The following is a 22,156-nucleotide window of genomic DNA, read 5'->3' as shown; positions in this document are numbered from 1 at the left end:
AGGCAAACTGCGAAAGCTACGTCGAAAGTTCAAAAATCTGGCCTGTCACACCCGGCGCCTTTGCCAGATATTCCACTGTTGCGGCGATCGCATCCTCGGCTGTGCCGACAATAGCATTTATCCTTGCCGGAGCAGCTTCACGCGCCAGTTCTTCTACCATTGCCCGACGCCAGATGGCGTGCGGCCTGTCCGCCGGGTCGAAAAGAATAATGCAATCGCTCGCCAGATCGTTGCGAATCGATGGTAGGATATGCGCGGTAAATCGCGCGGCAGCATCAAGCGGGGCAAGAGGCAGGTCACGTGCCGCAATCATGCGCGGCAAGCTCACCGCCGCTCCCGCGTCAGCGTGATGCCGATCTGTTCATTCGCTTCGGAAAGGGCCAGCTTGACGATCTTTACCTGCACCTCTTCCACGCGCGCATCCTGCAGGAATAATGTTTCGCAAACATGGTCCGCAACTGCTTCGATCAGCTTGTAATGCGCATCGCCCAATCCTTCAGAACAGGCGAATTTCAGGTCCATGTAATTCTTGCTCTGCTCTAGTGGCGTATCAGGCCTGTAGAATTGCTGTTCCTTCAGCTTTACCCGAACGCTGAAACGCAGCGGCTGCGGACGTCCTGTTTCCTCCGAATAGATTCCGGTATGGATGTCATGCTCGAAATCGACGAGTTCCAGGTAAAGACTGTCTGCCATGATGGGCGAGCAGATGGCAGCGCAAGCCATCCTTGGCAAGCATCGCACGATTCGCTTGACGCGCATGGCTGCACGCAGGAAGATCAGGGAAACGATAGTGGGAATGCATAATGGCCGATAAAACTGACACGCCGCGCAATTCGCCCGCACCAGCAGTTGGTGCCGGTTCGCAGGCCTATAAGGCCAAATCGAATCTGACCCGCATGATCGGCATTTTCTCGCTCGGTGGCGTGCTCACGGGGATCGTGCTCGGATTAGGAGCATTGGTGCTGGCACGTTACGGCATCATCTCGAAAATCGGCGGATTTCGGATATTCATGATGATGCTTGTCCCGCTCGCCGTGCTGGCGGGCATCGCGCTCATCGGCATCGTGTTGGGGATAATGCGCAAGCGCGGCGCGGGCTGGCGTTCACCGCTGGCGCTGGCGCTGTCACTTGTCATGCTGGGCTCTATGTATTTCCAGGTGATCCAGCCTGCCCGCGCCTATCCGCCGTTGCATGACATCAGCACTGATGTGCAGGACCCACCGCAATTCAGCACGCTGACCTTGCGCGAAGACAATCTGGTGCCATTCGATAACATCGAGGAATGGCGCTCCACCCATCGTGAAGGCTATCCTGATATTCGGCCTGCAGTCATCAACAAGGCACCCAATCTGGTACTGGCCGATGTCCGCGCGCTGGCCGAAGAACGCGGATGGGAAATCGCTAATGTTGACACCGACGGAGGCCGACTCGAAGCGACGGCCACTGCGGGTTTTGTCCGCTTTTTTGACGATGTCGTGATCGAAGTAACGCCAGTTGCCGATGGCAGCACCCGCGTGGACATGCGCAGCGTCAGCCGCGTTGGAGTGAGCGACCTTGGCTATAACGCCGAACGGGTGGAAACTTTCCTGAACGATCTACGAGCAATGAACTGATCGAAGGCCAGCAGCCGATTCAGGGGTTACGCCAGCGCGCGAAAATAGCGGTGGGCAGCAGACGACCACCCTCGCCCTCTTCTCTGATCGCCAGTTCACCATGCTCTATGGTGCCGGGCAGATCGGCAAAGGTATCGGACAACAGTCCGCCAATCGCGAGCGAGCTCATCCGCACGGCATAGACGGTGAGGAACAGGAAGGCGCTGTTATCATCCAGCAGACGGCGGCAATCGCCGATCAGCGGTGGAAGCCCTTCTTCCAGCCGCCAGGTTTCATTCTTCGGTCCGCGCCCGAACTTGGGTGGATCAAGGATTATCCCGTCATAGCGGCTTTCGCGCCGCACCTCGCGCGCCGTGAACTTAGCCGCATCGTCTATCAGCCAGCGAACAGGGTTTTCCGACAAGCCCGAAAGTGCGGCGTTCTCGCGCGCCTGAGCCACAGATTTCTTGCTTGCGTCGACATGGGTGACGGGGCCGCATTTGCTCAACGCAAGCGATCCAACGCCGGTATAGCCAAACAAATTGAGTGTCTGCGCCTCCTCACGCGCACCCAATTGCCCGCGCATCCAATCCCACACAGGCGCCATGTCGGGAAAGAATCCGAGATGACGGAATGGGGTGCATTGCGCGGTAAAGCGTACTTCCTGCCACGAAAGCTCCCAGCCTTCGGGCGGCATTGAACCGCTAAAATGCCAGCGGCCGCCGCCATCCTCATCACTGCCGGGAATGAACTCGCCATCAGCCTTCCACTCGTGTTCAGGCAGGCGTGGGCTCCACATCGCCTGGGGTTCGGGGCGAATAAAACGATAATCGCCATAACGCTCCAGCTTGCGGCCATGACCGCTGTCGACCAGCCCGTAATCGGGCCAGGCGGCGCCTTCCATCACGATGGGCGGCGATGCAAGCTGTGCCATCAGGCGCTCTGCGTGGCGTTCCCTGCCACAAAATCGCGAACCGCATCATAGGTGCCGGGCAGGCGATCATAGCGTTCCTCTCGATCGAACAGATCACCCATGCGAGCCGGCAATTCGGGATGCTGGCCGGTAGCTTTCTCCACCGCATCACCAAACTTGGCCGGATGTGCAGTGGCCAGCGTGACCACGGGCACAGCAGGATCGATTTGCGCATGGCGGGCAGCGTGCAGTCCGATGGCGGTGTGCGGATCAATGATCTCGCCGCAATGCTGCGCCGCCCATGCCATTGCCAGCTCCATTTCGGCCGCATTGGCGCGTGCGCTGGTGAACAGGCCCGCCGCACCCTGCCGCTGTGCATTCGTAAGCTGCATGGCACTGTTCGTTTCAAACCCGCGCATCTGCTCTGCCAAGGCTGGCCCGTCGCGGCCGCCTGCATCGAACAGCAGACGTTCAAAATTCGAGGACACCTGAATATCCATGCTGGGCGCTGCGGTAGGTGTAACTGCGCCAGCGGAATAATCGCCGCTCGACAAGGCGCGGTGCAGGATATCGTTGATATTGGTTGCGACCACCAACCGCTCTATCGGCAAGCCCATCTGCGCCGCGACATAGCCAGCAAATACGTCACCGAAATTGCCCGTCGGCACGCTGAAGGCGATCTTGCGCTGAGGAACTCCCAATTGCAGAGCGGCGGCAAAATAATAGACTACCTGCGCCATCAGGCGAGCCCAGTTGATCGAATTGACCGCAGTGATTCGATATTTGCCGGTCATTTCGGGGTCGACAAACATGTGCTTAACCATTGCCTGCGCATCATCAAAGCTGCCGTCGATGGCAATGTTATGGACATTGGGCGCAAGCACGGTGGTCATCTGGCGGCGCTGTACATCGCTCACCCGACCTTCGGGATGGAGCATGAAGATATCTATCCGCTCACGTCCGGCCACCGCATCAATCGCCGCACTCCCAGTGTCGCCGCTGGTCGCGCCAACAATGGTAAGGTGATCGTCACTACGGCTGAGGAAATGTTCAAACAACCGCCCGAGCAATTGCAGCGCCACATCCTTGAAGGCGAGCGTGGGACCATGAAACAGCTCAAGCAGCCAGTGCTGCTGGTCAAACTGGACAAGCGGCGTCACCGCATCATGGGCAAAGCTTCCGTATGCGCGGGTGCACAGATCGCGCAATTCCTCTTCGCTCAGCGATCCGGCGACAAAGGGTGCCATGACCCGCACCGCTAATTCGGCATAGGGAAGACCTGCCATGTCGGCGATCTCGCCTTCCGTGAAGCGCGGCCAGCTTTGCGGCACATAGAGCCCGCCATCGCTGGCAAGGCCCGCCAGCGTCACGCCTTGGAAATCGAGCGCCGCTGCGCTGCCACGGGTAGAGACATATTTCATCGAAGCGCGGGTTAGCGGGGCAACAAGCGACGGGCAAGCAAGCTGTCATTCGCCAGTGGCTATTTTGGCTATTGCATCGATCTGTCCATCACGCCCCGCCAATCTGCGCGCAGGCTGCTGTGAACAGATCATCCGCGGTTCCGCCAGCGGCGGCGCAGGGCAAGCCAATAAATGCCCAGCGCCGTCAGCGCAAAGAAAAACCATTGTCCTGCATAGGCCAGATGATTGTTCGGAAGCTCGCGTGGATCGGGCGTGGCATTGGCTTGCAATTCGTCGGCAAGCGGCGAATCAGCAACAAGCCGCCATCCGTTTTCGCCCCCGCGGGCGATGATCCCGGTAACGGGCCCGCCATCCCAATCTGGCAATTGCAGATCGCGCGACCAGCCGGCCACCACCTCTGCCATAGGCTGATCGCTTTGGGCGCGTTGCGACTCGCCGATTTGGCAGCTGGCGATTTGCACATAGCCGCTTGCACCATTGGCATTGCGCCCGGCAATGGCGTTCCATCCGGTCACCTCCCTGCAATCCAGCGCGGCACGGCGGTAGAGGAAGGCGTCGGGTTCGGAGGCGATGGGTATAGGATCCAGCAAAGGCAGATCCGCAGCGCCCTGATACCGCGCGATCAGCGCTTCTTTCTCATCCTTCCGGCCAAGTTGCCAAAATCCCAGCACTACCATCGTGGCGGCAGCGGCGACAACAAAGACTGTCGGGATGATCGGGATCTTGCGCCCTGTCATGATCTATCGCCTGCATCATGGCGATGTTCTTTTGCGTCGCGCCGGTATTCCGCCACCAGCAGCCACGCCTTTGCAAGCCGCAAGCCAAAAATTACGCCGGCCACAATCAGCGGAAGCCACAAGATGACATGCACCCACCACGGCGGCTCGAAACTCAATTGCAGCCACAGCGCCAGTGCTACCACTATCGCGCCCACGATCATCGTAAGAAAGGCGGCAGGACCGTCTCCGACGTTAAAACGCGCGTAATCGAGTCCGCAGGCAGAACATCTCTCGGCAAAGCTGGTCCAGCCGGCAAACAGCGTACGCTCTCCGCAATGCGGGCACATAGCGAAAAGGGCAGCCTCACCGATGGTGGGCTGCCCCTTCGTTGTCTCGGACGAATTGTCGTTCACCATATATACTTAGTGAACCTCTGCGCCCCAGCCGCCCCAGACATAGATGGATATGAACAGGAACAACCACACGACATCGACGAAATGCCAATACCACGCCGCCGCTTCAAAGCCGAAGTGTTGACGCGGGGTGAAATGGCCCTTGTAGGTCCGCACAAGGCAGACGATCAGGAAAATCGTGCCGACCAGCACGTGAAAGCCGTGAAAACCTGTCGCCATGTAAAAGGCGCTGGAATAGCTTACACCGCCAAAGCCGAAGTCCGCATGGCTGTATTCATAGACCTGAATCGCTGAGAACAATACGCCCAGGGCGATGGTGAGCCACAGGCCCTTCTTGAGGCCATCGCGGTCGCCATGAATGAGCGAATGATGCGCCCAGGTGACCGTTGTGCCCGAACACAGGAGGATGATTGTGTTGAGCAGCGGGAGGGAGAAGGGATCGAGCACATCGATGCCTTCGGGCGGAAAGTGGAGAACGGCAGCAGCACCTTCCTGACCAATCAGGTTCTGCCAGATACCATCACCCAGATATTCCAGCGGGGCGGGGAACAGGGCGAAATCGAACCAGCTCCAGAACCAGCCGACAAAAAACATCACTTCCGAAGCGATAAACAAGATCATGCCATAGCGCATGTGAAGCTGCACAACAGGCGTATGATCGCCGCGCTCCGCCTCTTTCACGACCTTGGCAAACCAGCCATAGAAAGTGGCGATGAGACCCGCGATGCCCAGGCCCAGAACGATGCGCCAGGATGTGCTGAACATTTCCAAGTCATTATGCATGAACATCACCATGCCGGTGGTGAAGGTCAGCGCAGAAAGCGCGCCGACCACCGGCCAGATGTCAGGTGCGAGAATGTGATAATCGTGGTTTTTGGCGCCGGCCATAATTCAGTCCTGCTATTTGCGTTTGATAAGGCCCTTAATGTCCGCGCAGCCGCGGGTCCAGAGCCTTAGATGCCTTGTTCTGCCTGTTCTTCATTTTCGATTGCGCGATGGAAGGTATAGCTTAGCGTAATTTGCTCTACCCCTTCCATATTGGGATCATCCAGCGCCGCAGGATCGACGTAATACAAAACCGGCATCCGCACTTCCTGCCCGGGCTGCAATGTCTGCTCTGTGAAACAGAAGCACTGTATCTTGTTGAAATAGCGGCCTGCCTGCTTGGGCTCCACATTGAAAGTGGCAGTACCTGTCACCGGCTCAGACGAATTATTGCGAGCAATATAGGTCGCCATGTCCCGTTGACCGATGGTGATCGTGTCCGTCACCTGCACGGGACGGAAATCCCACGGCATGTTGCGCGCTGTATTGGCATCAAATCGAATCGAATAGGTTTGTCCGCCAGCACTGGCCGCCAGACGGGCTGCGATGTCCGCCTCGGCCTCCGAAGCGACCTGCGTGGTGCCGCCAAAGCCGGTGACACGGCAGAACAGATCGTAAAGCGGCACAGCAGCATAGCCCAGCCCAAGCATGGCCAGCGCCGCGCCAAATGCCACCAGCATGGTGCGGCGGTTGCGGCGTTCCAGATGATCGTCATGTACCAGCGATCCCATCAGTCACCCATCCTCACGATAGTGATTGCATAAAACAGCGCGACAAAGCCGAACAGCACCAGTGCGAACACCTTGTTGCGCGCGGTGCGGCGACGTTTGAATTCTTTTTCTTCTTCCGGCGTCATGGCAAAATCCAGCGATCGGCGACCAATGCGCTAAACAGCGCGAAAAGATAAAATATCGAATATGCGAATAAGCGCTTTTCAGGCTTCATCGTGTCCCCTTCACTCGCTCGACGCAAGCCCACGGGGACAGACAGGCCCAAAAATATGGCCGAAAGCGCGAGGGCGGCAAAGCCGTAAATCAGACCAGTGCCGCCGATGAACCACGGCGCAGCGCTCAATGGCCATAAGAGTATCGAATAGAGCAATATCTGTCGGCGGGTGGAAACTTCTCCCGCAACCACCGGCATCATCGGGATCCCGGCTTCGGCGTAATCAATCTTCACCCACAGCGCGAGCGCCCAGAAATGCGGCGGCGTCCACATGAAGATAATCGCGAACAGAAGAGCGGGCATGGCAGTGATCTCACCCGTCACCGCTATCCATCCGATCAATGGCGGAAACGCGCCCGAAGCGCCGCCGATCACGATATTCTGCGGCGTGCGCGGTTTGAGCCACATGGTGTAGATTACGGCATAGAAGAATATGCTGAATGCCAGAACAGCGGCAGCCAGCCAATGGACCGCAAGGCCCATGATCATCACGGAACCGCCAGAAAGAAGCAGACCGAAATCGCGCGCATCTTCCCGCCGCATAAGGCCCATTGGAAGGGGCCTGCTCGCCGTGCGCTTCATCTTGGTGTCGATATCGGCTTCCCACCACTGGTTCAGCGCACCTGCGCCCCCTGCGGCCAGCGCGATGCACAATATCGCAGTAAATCCGATGACCGGGTGGATGGAGCCGGGTGCCGCGAGCAAACCGCAAAGGCCCGTAAACACCACCAGCCGCATCACCTTGGGCTTGGTCAGAGCAAAGAAATCACGCCAGTCTGCCGGCATTGACGCAGCCACTGGGCTGACGGCAATCGCGGTCTGGTCGACCTCTTGGGAGGAAGGCGCGGTAATGGCGTTCATGGTCCTTCAATAGAAGAGGAAGGGGCGCTGCCGTCTCCGGCGCGCCCCTCCCCATCTGTCTTGTCGTGGCGAGAGGCGCCGAGGTCAGGCAGTCGCCGGTTTCTCGCTGATGTGATCGTCGGCATTGTGATGGTCTTCGATCACAGGCAACGTTTCGAACTGGTGGAATGGCGGCGGGCTGGAAAGGCTCCATTCCAGTGTGGTCGCGCCTTCGCCCCAGTAATTGCCTTCGGCCCGCTTGCCCGCGGTAAAGGCGTAAATGAGGTTCACAAAGAACACCCCAATCGACGCAAGCACGATGAGATAGCCAAGGCTCACCACTTCATTCCAATAGGAATAGGCTGCAGTGAAATCGGGATAACGGCGCGCCATGCCCTGCATGCCCAGGAAGTGCATCGGGAAGAACACGACATTCACACCGACGAAGAACAACCAGAAATGCACATGGGCGAGAAATTCACTGTGCCAACGGCCCGACATCTTCGGGAACCAGTAATACCAGCCGGCGAATAGTGAGAAAACCGCGCCCATCGACAGCACATAGTGGAAATGCGCCACCACATAATAGGTATCGTGCAGATTGTCGTCGATACCACCATTGGCCAGCACAACACCCGTTACGCCGCCAACGGTGAACAGGAAGATGAAGCCCATCGCCCAGACCATCGGGCTCTTGAACTCGATACTGCCGTCCCACATCGTTGCGATCCAGCTGAATATCTTGATACCCGTAGGCACCGCGATGACCATGGTAGCGGCGGTGAAATACATCTTCGTATTTACGTCGAGCCCCGTCGTATACATGTGGTGCGCCCACACGATGAACCCGACCACGCCAATCGCGACCATTGCATAGGCCATGCCCAGATAACCGAACACCGGCTTGCGGCTGAAAGTCGCCACAATCTGCGAGATCATGCCAAAGCCCGGCAGGATCATGATGTAGACTTCAGGGTGACCGAAGAACCAGAAAAGATGCTGGTACAGCACCGGATCGCCGCCGCCTGCCGGATCGAAGAAGGTCGTGCCGAAGTTACGATCCGTAATCAGCATGGTAATTGCGGCGGCCAGCACAGGCAGTGCCAGCAACAGCAGGAACGCGGTGACCAACACCGACCACACGAAAAGCGGCATCTTGTGCAAGGTCATGCCCGGAGCACGCATATTGAAGATGGTGGTGATGAAATTGGTCGCGCCAAGGATGGAACCAGCGCCAGCAAGGTGGAGCGAGAAGATCGCAAAATCGACTGCGGGACCGACGGAGCCGGTTGTCGAAAGCGGAGCATAGACCGTCCAGCCAACACCTGCACCCTGGCCCACGCCGCCCGGAACGAACATGGAGAACATCAGCGAGAAGAAGCCCGCCGCTGTCAGCCAAAACGAAACATTGTTCATCCGCGGAAAGGCCATGTCTGGAGCACCGATCATCAGCGGGACAAACCAGTTGCCAAAGCCGCCGATCATGGCGGGCATGACCATAAAGAATACCATGATCAAGCCGTGTGCCGTGATCAGCACGTTCCACATATGGCCCTGCTGGTCGAAAGAGGAACCGTCTCCGCCAAGCATATCGACGAACATACCCAGGTATTGCAGTCCGGGAGCCGCCAATTCGGCACGCATCGCGCCCGATATGGCGCCACCGACAACCCCGGCGAATATTGCAAAGATCAGATAAAGGGTGCCGATATCCTTGTGGTTTGTCGACATGAACCAGCGCGCGAAGAAGCCGGGCTTGTGATCGGCATCGTGATGCGCGTGGTTGTGCTCTTCAGAGTGAGCGTCAAAACCTTCAGCGGTGGTGGCCATTTTCGGTGAACCTTACTTTATGCTGTAAAACGTGAATACTTGATTAGACGGCAGCAGCGGAGGCGTTTTCCTCTGCAACTTCTGCTTCGCCTGCATCTTCTTCCTCGGCTACTTCCGTATCGGCTTCCGGAGCAGCCGCAGCCGCTTCATCGGCAAGAGCCTGTTCGCGGGTCATGCCGCCAGGCTGCGTTTGCACCCAGGCATTGTAATCATCGAGACTGCGCGCTTCAATCGTGATCGGCATATAACCGTGACGGGCACCGCACAACTCCATGCACTGGCCATAATAAATGCCTTCTTCCTCAATCGTGAGAACACGCTCGTTGATGCGGCCAGGAACTGCGTCCAGCTTGAACCAAAGCGACGGGACGCCGAATGAGTGGATCACATCTGCGCCGAATGTCTGCAGACGAATCGGAACACCGACCGGCACCACCATGCGGTTATCCACCGCCAACTGATGCGGTTCGCCAGCGTCGAGCGCGTCGCTTTCGTCCAGCATGTTCGAAATGACTTCAAAGCCGCCATTGTCGAGATATTCATAGCCCCAATACCACTGGTAGCCATTGGCCTTGATCGTGATCGCATCCTCTGGCGGTGATTTATACTGGCGCGCCAGCAGGGTAATGGAAGGCACTGCGATCACCACAAGGATGATGACGGGCACAACAGTCCAGATCACTTCAATCAACGTGTTATGGCTGGTCTTGGAAGGAACGGGGTTTTTCTTGCGGCGATATTTCGCGACGACCCACAGCAGCAGAGCCAGAACAAACAGGCTGATCACCACGGTGACCGGCAGCAAAATCGCATCATGCATCCACAGCGCGTAATCGCCATCGGACGTATACTGGTCCTGGAAGGTCAGCGATGCCATCGGATCGTCTTCAAATGCCGTCGGCTGGCCCTTGATCATGTCCGGGCCGAAATGTTCAAAGCCACCCGCGCCATCAAGCACGACATCGCCATCAGCCACGCTTTCAGCCTGCACTTCAGAGGCGTTGACGGTGGTTGCAGGCTCTGAAATCTCCTGCGCACTGGCCATGGCCGGCACAGCAGCAAGGCCGAACGCAGCAGCGACCAGCGTGAGGGTTTGCAGTTTCTTGCGGACAAGGTCGCCGAAATTCATTGCGTCGATACTTCCCATTTTTACGAACCGGGCATGAAGGCCCGCAACGGACCTGCAGCTTGAACCCCCGCAGTCATGCTGAGGGTAGATTGAGCGGGCCTATACGCATGCTTGCCCGTCGCCTCAAGCGGCTCTAGGGACTTTTTTCGACAGGGTCCATCAGGCCCGTGGTCCAGAACTACACTTTATGACGAAAGGCCAGGCTCGCACGATCATGACCCAAGACGAGGTTCTCGACGAGTTTCGCGCCAGCGGAGCGCTGCTGGAAGGCCACTTCAGGCTCAGTTCCGGGCGACACAGCGGCCATTATCTACAGTGCGCACGGGTGTTGATGAATCCGCATCGCGCCGCTCGATTGGCCGAAGCGCTGGCCGAGTGCATACCGGGCGACATACTCGACTCGCTCGATGCTGTGGTGAGTCCGGCCATGGGCGGCATCATCATCGGCCATGAAATGGGCCGCGCGCTCAATCTGGATGCAATGTTTCTCGAACGGCCCGAAGGCACCTTCCACCTGCGCCGGGGCTTTGCATTGGCGCCGGGCACCAAAGTCTTGATGGTGGAAGACGTCGTGACCACAGGCCTTTCCAGCCGGGAAGCGATTGAAGCCGTTGCACGCGAAGGCGGTGAAGTGCTGGCTGAAGTTGCACTAGTGGATCGGTCCAATGGGTCAGCGGACCTCGGCGTCCCCTTCTTCCCGCTCATCGACATTGACTTCCCAACTTATGCAGAGAACGAGGTTCCGGAAGACCTCGCCGGGATTGCCATTACCAAGCCTGGCAGTCGGGCATAGGCATGGCCCCTCCCCTTCGTCTTGGCGTGAATATCGATCACGTTGCTACCATTCGTAATGCACGTGGCGGCGACCATCCTGATCCGGTACGCGCAGCGCAGATCGTTGCGGCATGCGGCGGTGACGGCATCACCGCACATTTGCGCGAGGACCGGCGGCATATCCGCGATGACGATTTGCAGCGCATCCAGCACGCGACCAATTTGCCGCTCAATCTCGAGATGGCAGCAACCGAGGAAATGCTCGCCATCGCGCTTGCACATAATCCGCATGCAGCCTGTATCGTGCCCGAAAAGCGCGAAGAGCGCACTACGGAGGGCGGACTGGATGCAGCAGGCCAGCACAATCACCTTCAGCCGATCGTCACGCAGTTGAAAGAGGCCGGTATTCGCGTAAGCCTGTTTATCGAAGCGAAAGAGCAACAGCTGGACGCCGCGCTGCAATTGGGCGTGCCCGTGGTTGAATTCCACACGGGCGAATATGCCCATGCCCATCTGGATAACCAGCAGGAGCGCCTGGCCGCTGAACTGAAACGTATCGCAGACATGGCCGCGCTGGCCGCGAAAAACGGGATTGAGCCGCATGCGGGCCACGGCCTTACCTATGAAAACGTCCAGCCGATCGCCGCTATTCCGCAACTGGCTGAACTCAATATCGGCCATTATCTGATTGGCGAGGCGATCTTCGAGGGGCTGGAGCCAGCAGTGCTGAAAATGCGGGAACTCATGGATCTGGCGCGGTGATTATCGGGTTGGGATCAGACCTGTGCAATATCGAACGCATTGCCAGATCGCTTGACCGCTGGGGCGATCGCTTCAGACAGCGCAGCTTTACCGAGATTGAAAACGCCAAAGCCGCACGGCGACCGCATACGCAGGCAGGCACCTATGCCAAGCGATTCGCCGCGAAGGAGGCATTTTCCAAGGCGGTTGGCACCGGCTTCAAGCGCGGCGTTTTCATGAAGGACATCGGCGTTGTCAATGCGCCCAGCGGCGCACCGACGCTTTCGCTTACCGGCGGCGCCGCTGCACGAGTGGTGGAACTGACGCCGCCCGGACACATTGTAACAATTCATCTCACCCTCACAGACGATCATCCATGGGCGCAGGCCTTCGTGATCCTCGAGGCGCATCCGAAAGCCTGATCTGCCGCCATGAGCGATGACGAAACCAAACCTGCGAAGATCAACTGGTTTTCCGAAATGCGCGGATTACTGCTGATGCTGCTGGCGGTGCTGGCGTTTCACACTTTCATCGCCAAGCCGTTTTATATTCCCAGCGCCAGCATGGTCCCCGGCCTGCTGGTAGGTGACAGGCTGATCGTGAGCAAATATCCCTATGGCTGGAGCTGGGTTTCGGCCAGCTTCCATGTTTTTCCGCGCGATGATTGGCGCATTGCGCCCGCCACACCAGAATATGGCGACGTGGTAATTGCCGTGCCGCCAGTCAGCAATGAAGATTACATCAAGCGCGTTGTTGCATTGCCGGGCGATACCATTGCGATGAGGAACGGGCAGATCATCCTCAATGGAGAGACAGTGCCGCAGCAGATTGAGCCGGCGGTTCAGCTGGCGGCGGATGACGATAATCTCTGCGCCAGCGCTTATAGTGAAATGCGTCAGTGCCTCGATGTGTTCGGACAATATCGCGTCACGCTGGAAGACGGCACGCAGGTGTTCGAGCCTCCGACCTATCGCGAAACGCTGCCCAATGGTGCCAGCTACCTTATCATTGATCATTTCGACCAACGGCTCGACAACATGGCTCCGGTCGAAGTGCCGGACGGCCATGTTTTTCTGATGGGTGACAATCGCGACCATTCGGCGGATAGCCGCGCAGAGGCATTCAATCGCGGTCTTGGTGGCCCCGTCCCGCTCACCAGCATTGGCGGTCGCGCGGAAATTATCACATTTTCGCTCGACGGATCGGCCAGCTGGAACCCGCTGACCTGGTGGGGAGCTTTGCGCGGCGGGCGCGCATGGACCAGCCTGCGGCCTGAAATGCGCCATGTAACATCTGAAGGAATGGTCCAGTGAGCCAAGCCAGCGACACCAATGAGCAACCGTATCACATCGGCGCCAGTCCTGCGCGAATTTCAACGCCCGCCCTGCGCTTCGAAGCGGCCCGGGCGCTGATCTGGACGACAGTCATTGGCCTGATCATCCTCGCGGTCTATATCTCTCAAAGCCTGCTGGTCATATTCGGGGCGATGGTTTTTGCCACAATGGTAGATGGCGGAGCACGATTGCTGGGGCGCTGGATACCTATCGGGCGCAATTGGCGGATCAGCATTGTCCTATTGTCCGCAGTGGCATTCCTTGCCTGGCTGACCATGTTTGCCGGCTCCCAGATCACGCGCGAAGCAGCGGCATTTCCTGGCATCGTGCAGGAAGAGACGAGCAAGCTGTTCGCATGGCTTCGCGCACAGGGTCTGCAGGTCGACATGGAAATGATGCAAAGCATGGCCAATCAGGCTGCCAGCGGGTTTGGGACGGTCACCCGCGCATTGGGCGGCCTGGTTGGCGGACTGACTACGCTGGTGCTGATCATCATCATCGGCATTTATGTGGTGCTGGAGCCACGCCTTTACGAACGCGGCGTGGCGTGGATGCTCCCGCGCGGGCAGCGTGAAGAATTCTACCATGTAGCCAGCCGCATGGGCTTCACCATGCGCCGCCTGATGGCTGGTCGGCTGGTCGGCATGGCGGTGGAAGGCGTGTTCACCTATATAATGCTGATCGGCTATGGTTTCGTGACAGGTGATGTGATCCCGATGGCTGCGCTGCTGGCGGTTCTCACAGGACTTCTCGCCTTCGTGCCCAATATTGGCGCTGTTGTATCGGGCGTGCTCATGGTGCTGGTGGGTTTCTCCGGTGGTTCGCAGATGGGCATTTACACCATTGTGGTCTATTTCCTCGTCCAGAATATCGATGGTTACATCATCGTTCCGATGATCGCGCGCAAGACGGTGGATCTGGCGCCTGCACTGGTCCTTTCGATGCAGCTGATCATGGGCATATTGTTCGGCATTCTTGGCCTGTTTCTGGCTGATCCGCTTCTGGCCATGATCAAGGTTGGACTGGAAGAGCGCTCTCGCGCCAATGACGCAGAGGACGAGGCCGCCAATACTGCATCAGCGCCGCAATCCACCGAAGGGACGGAAGAAAGCCTTGCGTAAGTTTCTCTATATCATCGTCATCCTCATCGTCCTTGTCTTGGCCGTGCTTTTCGCGCTGCGTATGTTCGGCGAGGAGCTGTCTGAGGTTGCACTGGTGCCCAGCAGCGAATTTGTGAAGCAGGATCCGCTCGAAACCAATGCCTATCTGGATCCGGACATGTGGTTCAGCCGCCCAGGCAAGGGCGTGCAGAACGATCCGGCCCGCTGGCAGCCTGCCTTCGCCGATGAAGGGCCGGAAACACCCGCAGAGGAGGAGCTGGAACAGCAATCGGACATTACATCAACGCCTTCTCCAGCACCTTCGCCCACCTCCACACCAGTGGACATAGAGACACCGCGTTTCGCAGTTTTCTTCGTGCATCCCACAAGCTATTTTGATCCACGCAGGTGGAACGCCCCGCTTGATGACGAAGAATCGCAGAACCGTGCCCGGCTGCTTGTCCGCGGGCTTGCCAGCGCGTTCAATCGGGCGAGCGAGATTTGGGCACCGCGCTATCGCCAGGCCACCTTTGGCGCCTTCATCACGGACCTGCCAGAAGCCAGCCAGGCGATTGATGCCGCCTATGAAGACGTTGACGCAGCCTTCGATCTTTTCCTCGATTCTGTCCCTGCGGATATGCCCATTGTGCTTGCTGGGCATAGCCAGGGCGGCCTGATGATAATGCGGCTGTTGCAGGATCGTGTGGCGGGAACAGAGCTGCAATCGCGGGTCGTTATGGCCTATCCAATTGGCTGGCCGATCTCCATCGAACATGATTTGCCAAGTCTTGGCTTTCCAGCCTGTGCGACTCCGGATCAATCCAGCTGTATCGTAAGCTGGGCAAGTTTTGCCGAGCCACCTGGTCCGGGCCAATTCTTGCACCGGTATACCACTTTGCCGGGTTCCGACGGGGAACCACGCGGAGAAAGCCCGATTCTGTGCGTCAATCCCCTGACAGGCACCATAAGCGGCGAAGCACCGGCAGGCCGCAATTCCGGTTCACTGATTCCGAATGATGATTTGAGCTCGGGCGAGCTGGTCGCCGGAGCGGTGCCAGCGCGTTGCAGCGAAAGGGGTCTGTTGTTGATCGGCGATCCGCCAGATCTTGGCCAGTATGTGCTGCCCGGCAATAATTATCACGTTTACGATATTCCGCTGTTCTGGAAGAATTTGCAGCAGGATGTCGTGCGGCGGGTAGGCGCATGGCAGCAAGCGAACAGCTGAGCCCCCTCATCACCGAGGATGCGATCGCCTATCGTGAAGCGCTGCCCGATGGCGGTGTGCTATTGGGATTGGATCTTGGCACCAAGACTATTGGCACGGCGCTGTGCGATGCCCAATGGAGCTTTGCAACAGCAGCTAAAACGCTCCCCAAGGGAAAATTTGGGCGCGATAAGGAGGCGCTTGGGGCCATCTGCCAGGCGCGCAGCGTAGCAGGCCTTGTTCTCGGCCTGCCGCTCAATATGGATGGATCGGCTGGCCCGCGCGCGCAGGCGAGCCGATCCTTCGCCCGCAATCTGGCGGTGCTGGGCCTGCCGGTTCTGCTATGGGACGAACGCTGGTCCACAACCAGCGCCGAACGCGATCTGATCGCGCAGGATTTCAGCCGCGCCAAGCGGGCAGAGCGGATTGACAGCCATGCGGCTGCGGTCATCCTGCAAGGTGCCATAGACCGGCTAGCAGGCGGAGTGTTCTAGCGCGACTCGCACGGGGTTTTCAGTTTAATTCCAATTCGCGCCATCCGACAGCCACCGGTAGGATCGTCTCGCCGCCACTGACGCTGAGAACGTGTTTAGTCCGCCTGATGCGCGCGCAGGATGACCACCAGCCCATCTGGCAATTCGCCATCATGCGGCAGTGTGAGGCGCATGGCATCGGCACGGGCGCGGTCGAGAATGGTAGCGGGAATAGCCGCCTCGGCGATCACCGCATCGGCGCTCCCCAGAAGGCGCGCCTGTCGCAAGGTAAGGTCTTCGGGATCGGCACTGCGAAGGGTGAAATCGTGTAACTGCCTCGCTGCAACAGCGGCACCCTTGCTAAGCCATCGGTCAATCTCCGCAGCGCTCCCCTCGGCCAGCGGATCGAGCGCGCCACCTTCGCCCAGTGCTTCATCAAGCGCGCGACGGCGATCGGGCATCGTCGGAAAAGCTGCGCGGATGGTCGCACGCGCATTGAACAGATTTTGTGCAAGTTCTCCAAGATTGGCGGGCAGCAGTTTTTCCAGCCGCAACCGCAATTGCTTCGCTAGCCCCGCTGACGCCCCGCCAGTGCCCACCGCGACCAATACCGGATCGCGGTCAAGAATACTGGGTGTGGTGAAATCGCACAGGTCCGGCCGGTCGACGACATTAACAAGCAAGCCAGCGCAACGCAGCCTTATCGCATCGGCTTCGCACATGGCGCCATCGTCATGGGCGACAAAGGCAATCCGTGCGCCTTCGTCCACGCCTTGCTGCATTTCGGTGATAACCTTCGCCCCAGCCCGTTCGACAAGCCGGCGCTTAGGCTCCGCTAGCTCGCCCTCCCCCAGCACGATAACCGGCTGACCGGCGATCTGGTGGAAGAGCGGCAGAGATTTCATCGGCTCACATCAGGAAATCGGGAACGCGTTCTGCATCCATGATGGCATCAGCGGGAATGCGATCTGCCACCACGGCAAATTGATCCTTGTCCACCAGCACTTCAGGTACAAAACCGCGTGAATTATAGCTGGAAGCCATGGTCGCACCATAGGCCCCTGCGGTGCGGAATACGGCGAGATCGCCAGATTGCAGAGCATCGCATTCGCGGTCGCTGGCGAAGGTATCGCCCGTTTCACAGATTGGGCCGACGATGTTTGCCGTCATCCGTTCACCCGTGGGCCTCACTGCGTCGAAATCATGCCATGCCCCGTATAAAGCGGGCCGGGCAAGATCGTTCATCGCGGCATCGACGATAACGAAGGGCGGCCCGTTTCCGCCACGCTTCACCCGCACAATGCGGGTCAGGAGGATACCGGCATTGCCAGCAATAACCCGCCCCGGCTCAAACGTCAGATGAACATCCCAGCCCTGCGTGACTCGCGCGACCATTGCGCCATATTCTGCCGGAGAGGGCGGATTTTCGCCGTCCTTGTAAGGCACGCCAAGCCCGCCGCCCAGATCGACATGAGTGATCTGGTGCCCGTCTGCCCGCAGGTCTGCCACCAATTGCCCAACCTTGGCGAAAGCCGTTTCGAGCGGAGCGAGATCGAGCAATTGACTGCCGATATGCACCGACACGCCGCGCAGGTTCAGTCCTGGAAGGCCCGCCAGTTCCGCAAAGACTTCGCGCGCGCGGACCAATGGGATGCCGAATTTGTTTTCGGCGCGGCCAGTAGAAATTTTCTCATGCGTCTTGGCATCAACATCGGGATTGATACGCAAGGTAGCCTGCGCCAATTGCCCTTTCGCCTCGGCCAGTTCGGCCAGTTCACGCCCTTCTTCAGAGGATTCGATATTGAATTGACCGATATGTTTTTCGAGGCCCAGTTCCAGTTCCGCCCGGGTCTTGCCGACGCCCGAAAACACGATCTTTTCCGCAGGCATGCCTGCAGTAAGGGCGCGCACCAGTTCTCCGCCTGAAACCACATCTGCCCCGCACCCTTCGCGACTCAAGATTTTCAGGACTGCCAGGTTGGGATTGGCCTTAACTGCGAATGCGACCAATGATTCACGCCCACTCTGCGCGGCGACCGGCTCCAGCGCCTCGTGAAATACGCGGGCGTGACGTTCCAACGTGGCGCGCGAATAGACATAGACAGGCGTTCCAACCTCTTCCGCGATACGCGAAAGGGGAATGTCTTCGGCGTGAAGTTCGCCGTCCTTGATGCTAAAATGGTTCAAGGTCAGACTTCCGGGGGGAGATCAAAAGGATCGTCATCGCGCTCTTCGCTTTCCCTGCGCAATTCCACACTGCGTTCCGGCGCGGCCTGTGGTTCAAGCGCAAGAAGCTGTTCGGCATCAAGCGGCTGCGTCGCGCCATAGGGCGCAGGAGGCAGCATCTCACCGGCGAGAGGCTGCAAATCCTCTTTCTGTCCGCATGCGCCCAGTGTCAAGATAGCAGCAAGAGCAAGCGTTGAGCGGGCCTTCATTCCTTCATCCCCAGAGCTTTGCGCGCCTCTGCCACGCGCTTGTTGACTTCATCGGGCGCGGTGCCGCCGTGAGAATTGCGGGCAGCCACCGATGCCTCCACCGAAAGCGCCCTATACACACGCTCGTCGATCCGCGCATCAATCGCGGTGAGATCATCGAGTGACAACGCCTCAAGCGATTGGCCACGGCTCTCGGCCAGCTTTACCGCGGCACCAGTGATATGATGCGCTTCGCGGAACGGAATGTCCGCCTCTCGCACCAGCCAGTCGGCGAGATCGGTCGCGGTGGCATAGCCGAGTTCAGCAGCTTCGCGCATGCGCCCGGTGCGGAACTCTGCACCATCCACCATACCTGTCATTGCTGCGATGCACAGCTGGAGCAGGTGCGCGGCTTCGAAGACCGGCGGTTTATCGTCCTGCATGTCCTTGGAATACGCAAGCGGCAGGCCTTTCATCGTCATCATCAATGACATCTGACAACCCACAATCCTGCCTGTATGACCGCGCACCAGCTCTGCAGCATCGGGATTTTTCTTCTGCGGCATGATCGAACTGCCGGTAGAAAGCGTATCGGGCATGCGGATAAATCCGAAGGGCTGACTCGCCCAGATCACCATCTCTTCTGCCAGCCGAGACAAATGCAGTGCGCACTGGCTGGCAGCGCCCAGAAAATCGAGGGCGAAATCGCGATCCGACACCGAATCGAGGCTGTTGGCCGTCGGAACATCAAAGCCAAGCGCCTGTGCAGTCATTTCCCGGTCTATCGGGAAGCCTGTCCCCGCCAATGCGGCACTGCCCAGCGGGCATTGGTTCAGCCGCCGCCGCGCATCTTCCAACCGCGAGATATCGCGTGCGGCCATCTCGTAATAAGCCATCAGATGATGACCCATCGTCACCGGCTGTGCTGTTTGCAAATGGGTGAAGCCCGGCATGATTGATGCCGCATGCTCGCCAGCGCGGCTGACCAGCGCGCGTTGCAGGCCCTTGAGCCCGTCAATCATGGCATCGCAGGTATCGCGCACCCACAGTCGAAAATCGGTCGCCACCTGATCATTGCGGCTGCGCGCCGTGTGCAGGCGCCCCGCCACTGGCCCGACCAGTTCGGCCAGTCGCGCCTCTGTCGTCATGTGGATGTCTTCAAGGTCCCAGTCCTCTGGCACGCCATCCGTGTCATATTCACTGGCGATTGTTTCCAGCCCGCCAATAATTGTTCCGGCATCATCATCGCTGACGATGTCGCAGGCAGCCAGCATGGCGACATGCGCCTTGCTTGCCGCTATGTCCTGTCGCCACAGAGCCTTGTCGAACGGTATCGAAGCGTTGATTTCGCGCATGATCGCGCTAGGTCCTTCTGCAAACCTGCCGCCCCACATTGCATTCGAGGATTTATCCGTGGCCAAAATACGCCTTTCGTCTCTTGCTGCTGCTTGTATTGCAGCCAGCCTGTTGGCGGGATGCGATAACGGCGCCGAGGACGCGGCGCAAGAAAAGGCGGATAGTGAGGCGACAAGCGAAACTTCTGCATTGACCGGCATGCTCGACCGCAGTTTTGCAGGGGAGCCAATACCGCAGGTCACCCTGATCGATCCCGAGGGCAATTCACTCGATCTTGCCGCGCTAGAAGAGCCGGTGCTGCTTAATTTGTGGGCCACATGGTGCGCGCCCTGCGTGATCGAGATGCCGCTGCTTGATGATCTGGCGGCGGACCTCGGAAACGAGGTGCAGGTCCTGACAGTGAGCGAGGACTTGCGCGGTGCCGACGTTGTCGTACCGTTTTTTGATGCGCGCGACCTCCCCAATCTGCCGCGCTGGATGGATCAGCAAAACGATCTTGCCTTTTCATACGGCGGCGGCGCAGTGCTTCCTCTGACCATTCTCTATGATGCGGAAGGGAATGAGGTCTGGCGCGTGATCGGAGCATATGACTGGTCCAGTGCCTCCGCACGGGAGGAAGTGCTTGAGGCGATTTCTGCCAGTGCCGAATAATCGGGCAAAGCAAGAGCCAGACGATCCGGCCCTGAGCCCGCAAGTCCGGCGACGAGATGCGCCTTTAACTGCGGCCACAGCTTTACCGATGAAGCAGCAGCGCCGCCAATCCGGCAATGCCGCATCCTGCAATGGCGATATTCTGGCGGCGCCTTGTCATCCCAATCGTGCTTGATGCTGCCTAATGCTGCTGCGTCACAAGCGTCATTGTGCAGGGCATGAACACAACGAACTATTGACCCGGCGCGAAAGGCCGCTATTTCGACGCTCTTGCCGCATCGTGGGCGGTTAGCTCAGTTGGTAGAGCATCTCGTTTACACCGAGAGGGTCGGCGGTTCGAGACCGTCACCGCCCACCAGGCAGCCAATGTCGATTCGCGGAAGCAGTGCCCCTAGCTCCCTTCGACATCGCGATTGAGATTGGCTAGCCCGCGACCATTCAGCGCAGGGCGTTTGCGGTACTGGCCTTGGCGATGCTGCCGCGCTATCGGCACAAGATGGATCAGGCTCGCATACTCGTCCTCGCCACTGGCGGAACCATTGCCGGACAGGCAGGATCTGCCACGCGGCCAGATTATCGCCCCGGCCAGATCGATATCGCGGATTTTCTGGACGAATTCAGCAGGCTTGGCCTTGATGCACAGCTCGAAGGACGGCAGGTCGCCAACATTGATTCAGCGAATATCGGGCCGGAACTTTGGACGAGTCTGCACCAGCAGATTTCCGCGGCGATTGATGATCCGGCCTATGGCGGCGTGATCGTCACCCACGGGACAGACACGGCAGAGGAAACGGGCTTTCTTCTCGACCAGACCCTGCCGACATCCAAGCCAATCGTTCTGGTAGGCGCAATGCGGCCAGCCGATGCCGTTGGCAGCGATGGCTTGCGCAATTTCGCCAATGCGGTGCAGGTCGCCGCGCATGCAGATGCGTCAGGACGCGGCGTATTGGTAGTGATGGGCGAACATGTTCTGTCCGCGCGCGATGCCCGCAAGGCACACACCGCCGGAACCAACGCCTTCAAGGGTTTCCCGCGCGGACCGATTGGGTTGGCGACACCTGTATGGCTCGACTGGCTTGCCCCGCCATGGCGCGTGGCGGAGCCTGCCCGCTTCGCCTTTCCCAACAGCTTTCCGATTGTGCCGATCCTGCATGCCTTTGCTGGCATGGAAGCTGCGTGTGTGACTCAAGCTGTGGCAGGCGGTGCGCAAGGTATTGTTCTTGCTGGAATGGGTGCCGGAAATTCGCCTGATGCAGTGCGTGAAGCGCTGGCAGATGCCGTTCGACAAGGCATTCCTGTGGTCCGCGCCACACGGGCTGATGATGGCCTAGTTCACCGCGAACCGGAGGATGACAGCAACGGCTTCATCGCGGCACGTGCGTTGGGTCCGGCCAAGGCCCGCATCCTGCTGCAATTGCTCATCGCCAACGGCGTCACCTCAATGGACGAAGCCCAGGCCGCCTTCGACAAACGCTAGGGCGT

At 58.8% G+C, this 22,156-nt stretch carries 26 protein-coding genes and 1 tRNA gene; 11 read left to right on the top strand and 16 right to left on the bottom strand.

Annotation, left to right across the window (positions count from 1 at the left end; all coding sequences use genetic code 11):
- Positions 1–16 precede the first annotated feature (16 nt).
- Positions 17–328 (bottom strand): Rossmann fold domain-containing protein, encoded by a 312-nt coding sequence (locus CP97_RS06585; protein WP_082863753.1) that lies wholly within the window; start codon positions 326–328, stop codon positions 17–19.
- Positions 325–693 (bottom strand): dihydroneopterin aldolase, encoded by a 369-nt coding sequence (locus CP97_RS06580; protein ID WP_048885285.1) that lies wholly within the window; start codon positions 691–693, stop codon positions 325–327. The genes CP97_RS06585 and CP97_RS06580 overlap by 4 nt, the downstream gene beginning before the upstream one ends.
- A gap of 110 nt (positions 694–803) precedes the next feature.
- Here CP97_RS06580 and CP97_RS06575 point away from each other — a divergent pair, with 110 nt between their 5' ends.
- Complete coding sequence (locus CP97_RS06575) at positions 804–1,613, top strand: DUF1499 domain-containing protein (protein ID WP_048885284.1); 810 nt, start codon at positions 804–806, stop codon at positions 1,611–1,613.
- Between the two features lie 19 nt (positions 1,614–1,632).
- Here the strand turns inward: CP97_RS06575 and CP97_RS06570 are convergent, their stop codons facing one another.
- The 10 genes from CP97_RS06570 to coxB form a co-directional block, all read right to left on the bottom strand.
- Positions 1,633–2,526, bottom strand: a complete 894-nt coding sequence (locus tag CP97_RS06570) for a class I SAM-dependent methyltransferase (protein ID WP_048885283.1) — start codon at positions 2,524–2,526, stop codon at positions 1,633–1,635.
- A complete protein-coding gene (thrC, locus tag CP97_RS06565) occupies positions 2,526–3,926 on the bottom strand; it encodes a threonine synthase (RefSeq protein ID WP_048885282.1) in 1,401 nt (466 codons plus the stop codon). The genes CP97_RS06570 and thrC overlap by 1 nt, the downstream gene beginning before the upstream one ends.
- A 128-nt stretch (positions 3,927–4,054) precedes the next feature.
- A complete protein-coding gene (locus CP97_RS06560; RefSeq protein ID WP_048885281.1) occupies positions 4,055–4,663 on the bottom strand; it encodes an SURF1 family protein in 609 nt (202 codons plus the stop codon).
- Entirely contained in the window at positions 4,660–5,061 is a 402-nt protein-coding gene (locus CP97_RS06555) for a DUF983 domain-containing protein (protein WP_048885280.1), read from the bottom strand. Before CP97_RS06555 ends, CP97_RS06560 begins: the two co-directional genes overlap by 4 nt.
- Before the next feature lie 6 nt (positions 5,062–5,067).
- Positions 5,068–5,946 carry a cytochrome c oxidase subunit 3 gene (locus CP97_RS06550; RefSeq protein WP_048885279.1) on the bottom strand — a complete coding sequence of 293 codons (879 nt, stop codon included), beginning with the start codon at positions 5,944–5,946 and terminating at the stop codon, positions 5,068–5,070.
- A gap of 65 nt (positions 5,947–6,011) precedes the next feature.
- On the bottom strand, positions 6,012–6,614 hold the full coding sequence (locus CP97_RS06545) for a cytochrome c oxidase assembly protein (RefSeq protein ID WP_048885278.1): 603 nt from the start codon (positions 6,612–6,614) through the stop codon (positions 6,012–6,014).
- Entirely contained in the window at positions 6,614–6,739 is a 126-nt protein-coding gene (locus tag CP97_RS16630) for a hypothetical protein (protein WP_048885277.1), read from the bottom strand. The genes CP97_RS06545 and CP97_RS16630 overlap by 1 nt, the downstream gene beginning before the upstream one ends.
- Positions 6,736–7,689: a heme o synthase gene (locus CP97_RS06540; RefSeq protein ID WP_082863752.1), complete on the bottom strand. Its 954-nt coding sequence runs from the start codon at positions 7,687–7,689 to the stop codon at positions 6,736–6,738. Before CP97_RS06540 ends, CP97_RS16630 begins: the two co-directional genes overlap by 4 nt.
- 84 nt (positions 7,690–7,773) lie before the next feature.
- The gene (gene ctaD, locus CP97_RS06535) at positions 7,774–9,498 is read right to left on the bottom strand and encodes a cytochrome c oxidase subunit I (protein WP_048885276.1); all 1,725 of its coding nucleotides are present in this window, start codon (positions 9,496–9,498) and stop codon (positions 7,774–7,776) included.
- A gap of 43 nt (positions 9,499–9,541) precedes the next feature.
- Positions 9,542–10,627: a cytochrome c oxidase subunit II gene (coxB, locus tag CP97_RS06530; protein WP_048885275.1), complete on the bottom strand. Its 1,086-nt coding sequence runs from the start codon at positions 10,625–10,627 to the stop codon at positions 9,542–9,544.
- A 214-nt stretch (positions 10,628–10,841) separates the two neighbouring features.
- On the opposite strand from coxB, the gene pyrE reads away from it, so the two are divergent.
- Genes pyrE through ruvX form a run of 7 tightly spaced genes read left to right on the top strand, consistent with a single transcriptional unit; the run spans position 10,842 to position 16,274 of the window.
- Entirely contained in the window at positions 10,842–11,420 is a 579-nt protein-coding gene (gene pyrE / locus CP97_RS06525; protein ID WP_048885274.1) for an orotate phosphoribosyltransferase, read from the top strand.
- A gap of 2 nt (positions 11,421–11,422) precedes the next feature.
- Positions 11,423–12,163: a pyridoxine 5'-phosphate synthase gene (locus CP97_RS06520; RefSeq protein WP_048885273.1), complete on the top strand. Its 741-nt coding sequence runs from the start codon at positions 11,423–11,425 to the stop codon at positions 12,161–12,163.
- Positions 12,160–12,564, top strand: coding sequence for a holo-ACP synthase (gene acpS / locus CP97_RS06515; protein ID WP_048885272.1), 405 nt, complete (start codon positions 12,160–12,162; stop codon positions 12,562–12,564). The genes CP97_RS06520 and acpS overlap by 4 nt, the downstream gene beginning before the upstream one ends.
- Before the next feature lie 9 nt (positions 12,565–12,573).
- Positions 12,574–13,455: a signal peptidase I gene (gene lepB / locus CP97_RS06510; protein WP_048885271.1), complete on the top strand. Its 882-nt coding sequence runs from the start codon at positions 12,574–12,576 to the stop codon at positions 13,453–13,455.
- On the top strand, positions 13,452–14,597 hold the full coding sequence (locus CP97_RS06505; protein WP_048885270.1) for an AI-2E family transporter: 1,146 nt from the start codon (positions 13,452–13,454) through the stop codon (positions 14,595–14,597). Before lepB ends, CP97_RS06505 begins: the two co-directional genes overlap by 4 nt.
- Positions 14,590–15,801, top strand: a complete 1,212-nt coding sequence (locus tag CP97_RS06500; RefSeq protein WP_048885269.1) for a DUF3089 domain-containing protein — start codon at positions 14,590–14,592, stop codon at positions 15,799–15,801. Before CP97_RS06505 ends, CP97_RS06500 begins: the two co-directional genes overlap by 8 nt.
- The gene (gene ruvX / locus CP97_RS06495; protein WP_048885268.1) at positions 15,780–16,274 is read left to right on the top strand and encodes a Holliday junction resolvase RuvX; all 495 of its coding nucleotides are present in this window, start codon (positions 15,780–15,782) and stop codon (positions 16,272–16,274) included. Before CP97_RS06500 ends, ruvX begins: the two co-directional genes overlap by 22 nt.
- A 95-nt stretch (positions 16,275–16,369) precedes the next feature.
- On the opposite strand, the gene CP97_RS06490 is transcribed toward ruvX, so the two are convergent.
- The 4 genes from CP97_RS06490 to argH are packed head-to-tail and all read right to left on the bottom strand — an operon-like array spanning position 16,370 to position 20,061.
- Positions 16,370–17,158, bottom strand: a complete 789-nt coding sequence (locus tag CP97_RS06490) for a precorrin-2 dehydrogenase/sirohydrochlorin ferrochelatase family protein (RefSeq protein WP_048885267.1) — start codon at positions 17,156–17,158, stop codon at positions 16,370–16,372.
- A 4-nt stretch (positions 17,159–17,162) separates the two neighbouring features.
- Positions 17,163–18,440, bottom strand: a complete 1,278-nt coding sequence (gene lysA, locus CP97_RS06485) for a diaminopimelate decarboxylase (protein WP_048885266.1) — start codon at positions 18,438–18,440, stop codon at positions 17,163–17,165.
- A gap of 2 nt (positions 18,441–18,442) precedes the next feature.
- Positions 18,443–18,688, bottom strand: a complete 246-nt coding sequence (locus CP97_RS06480) for a hypothetical protein (RefSeq protein ID WP_048885265.1) — start codon at positions 18,686–18,688, stop codon at positions 18,443–18,445.
- Positions 18,685–20,061 carry an argininosuccinate lyase gene (argH, locus tag CP97_RS06475; RefSeq protein ID WP_048885264.1) on the bottom strand — a complete coding sequence of 459 codons (1,377 nt, stop codon included), beginning with the start codon at positions 20,059–20,061 and terminating at the stop codon, positions 18,685–18,687. The genes CP97_RS06480 and argH overlap by 4 nt, the downstream gene beginning before the upstream one ends.
- Before the next feature lie 19 nt (positions 20,062–20,080).
- Between argH and CP97_RS06470 the strand changes: the two genes are divergently transcribed.
- From CP97_RS06470 to CP97_RS06460, 3 genes are all read left to right on the top strand, one after another.
- A complete protein-coding gene (locus CP97_RS06470) occupies positions 20,081–20,674 on the top strand; it encodes a TlpA family protein disulfide reductase (protein ID WP_227819705.1) in 594 nt (197 codons plus the stop codon).
- A 282-nt stretch (positions 20,675–20,956) separates the two neighbouring features.
- Positions 20,957–21,032 (top strand) — tRNA-Val (locus CP97_RS06465).
- Positions 21,033–21,146: 114 nt separating this feature from the next.
- Positions 21,147–22,151, top strand: coding sequence for an asparaginase (locus CP97_RS06460; RefSeq protein ID WP_227819704.1), 1,005 nt, complete (start codon positions 21,147–21,149; stop codon positions 22,149–22,151).
- The last annotated feature ends 5 nt before the right edge of the window (positions 22,152–22,156 follow it).

The organism is Aurantiacibacter atlanticus (genome assembly GCF_001077815.2).
In the GTDB taxonomy this organism is placed as follows: Bacteria; Pseudomonadota; Alphaproteobacteria; order Sphingomonadales; family Sphingomonadaceae; genus Alteraurantiacibacter; species Alteraurantiacibacter atlanticus.
Note: the sequence above shows the minus strand (reverse complement) of the source record. Positions and strands in the feature narration are given on the sequence as shown.

Coding starts and splice junctions, on each gene's coding strand:
- CP97_RS06550 (WP_048885279.1), bottom strand. CDS start 5,946: ATGGCCGGCGCCAAAAACCACGATTATCACATTCTCGCACCTGACATC.
- CP97_RS06480 (WP_048885265.1), bottom strand. CDS start 18,688: ATGAAGGCCCGCTCAACGCTTGCTCTTGCTGCTATCTTGACACTGGGC.
- CP97_RS06580 (WP_048885285.1), bottom strand. CDS start 693: ATGGCAGACAGTCTTTACCTGGAACTCGTCGATTTCGAGCATGACATC.
- CP97_RS06555 (WP_048885280.1), bottom strand. CDS start 5,061: ATGGTGAACGACAATTCGTCCGAGACAACGAAGGGGCAGCCCACCATC.
- CP97_RS06540 (WP_082863752.1), bottom strand. CDS start 7,689: ATGAACGCCATTACCGCGCCTTCCTCCCAAGAGGTCGACCAGACCGCG.
- CP97_RS06545 (WP_048885278.1), bottom strand. CDS start 6,614: ATGGGATCGCTGGTACATGACGATCATCTGGAACGCCGCAACCGCCGC.
- ruvX (WP_048885268.1), top strand. CDS start 15,780: ATGGCAGCAAGCGAACAGCTGAGCCCCCTCATCACCGAGGATGCGATC.
- thrC (WP_048885282.1), bottom strand. CDS start 3,926: ATGAAATATGTCTCTACCCGTGGCAGCGCAGCGGCGCTCGATTTCCAA.
- CP97_RS06520 (WP_048885273.1), top strand. CDS start 11,423: ATGGCCCCTCCCCTTCGTCTTGGCGTGAATATCGATCACGTTGCTACC.
- coxB (WP_048885275.1), bottom strand. CDS start 10,627: ATGAATTTCGGCGACCTTGTCCGCAAGAAACTGCAAACCCTCACGCTG.
- CP97_RS06575 (WP_048885284.1), top strand. CDS start 804: ATGGCCGATAAAACTGACACGCCGCGCAATTCGCCCGCACCAGCAGTT.
- ctaD (WP_048885276.1), bottom strand. CDS start 9,498: ATGGCCACCACCGCTGAAGGTTTTGACGCTCACTCTGAAGAGCACAAC.
- CP97_RS06460 (WP_227819704.1), top strand. CDS start 21,147: ATGCTGCCGCGCTATCGGCACAAGATGGATCAGGCTCGCATACTCGTC.
- CP97_RS16630 (WP_048885277.1), bottom strand. CDS start 6,739: ATGACGCCGGAAGAAGAAAAAGAATTCAAACGTCGCCGCACCGCGCGC.
- argH (WP_048885264.1), bottom strand. CDS start 20,061: ATGTGGGGCGGCAGGTTTGCAGAAGGACCTAGCGCGATCATGCGCGAA.
- CP97_RS06490 (WP_048885267.1), bottom strand. CDS start 17,158: ATGAAATCTCTGCCGCTCTTCCACCAGATCGCCGGTCAGCCGGTTATC.
- lepB (WP_048885271.1), top strand. CDS start 12,574: ATGAGCGATGACGAAACCAAACCTGCGAAGATCAACTGGTTTTCCGAA.
- CP97_RS06570 (WP_048885283.1), bottom strand. CDS start 2,526: ATGGCACAGCTTGCATCGCCGCCCATCGTGATGGAAGGCGCCGCCTGG.
- CP97_RS06560 (WP_048885281.1), bottom strand. CDS start 4,663: ATGACAGGGCGCAAGATCCCGATCATCCCGACAGTCTTTGTTGTCGCC.
- pyrE (WP_048885274.1), top strand. CDS start 10,842: ATGACCCAAGACGAGGTTCTCGACGAGTTTCGCGCCAGCGGAGCGCTG.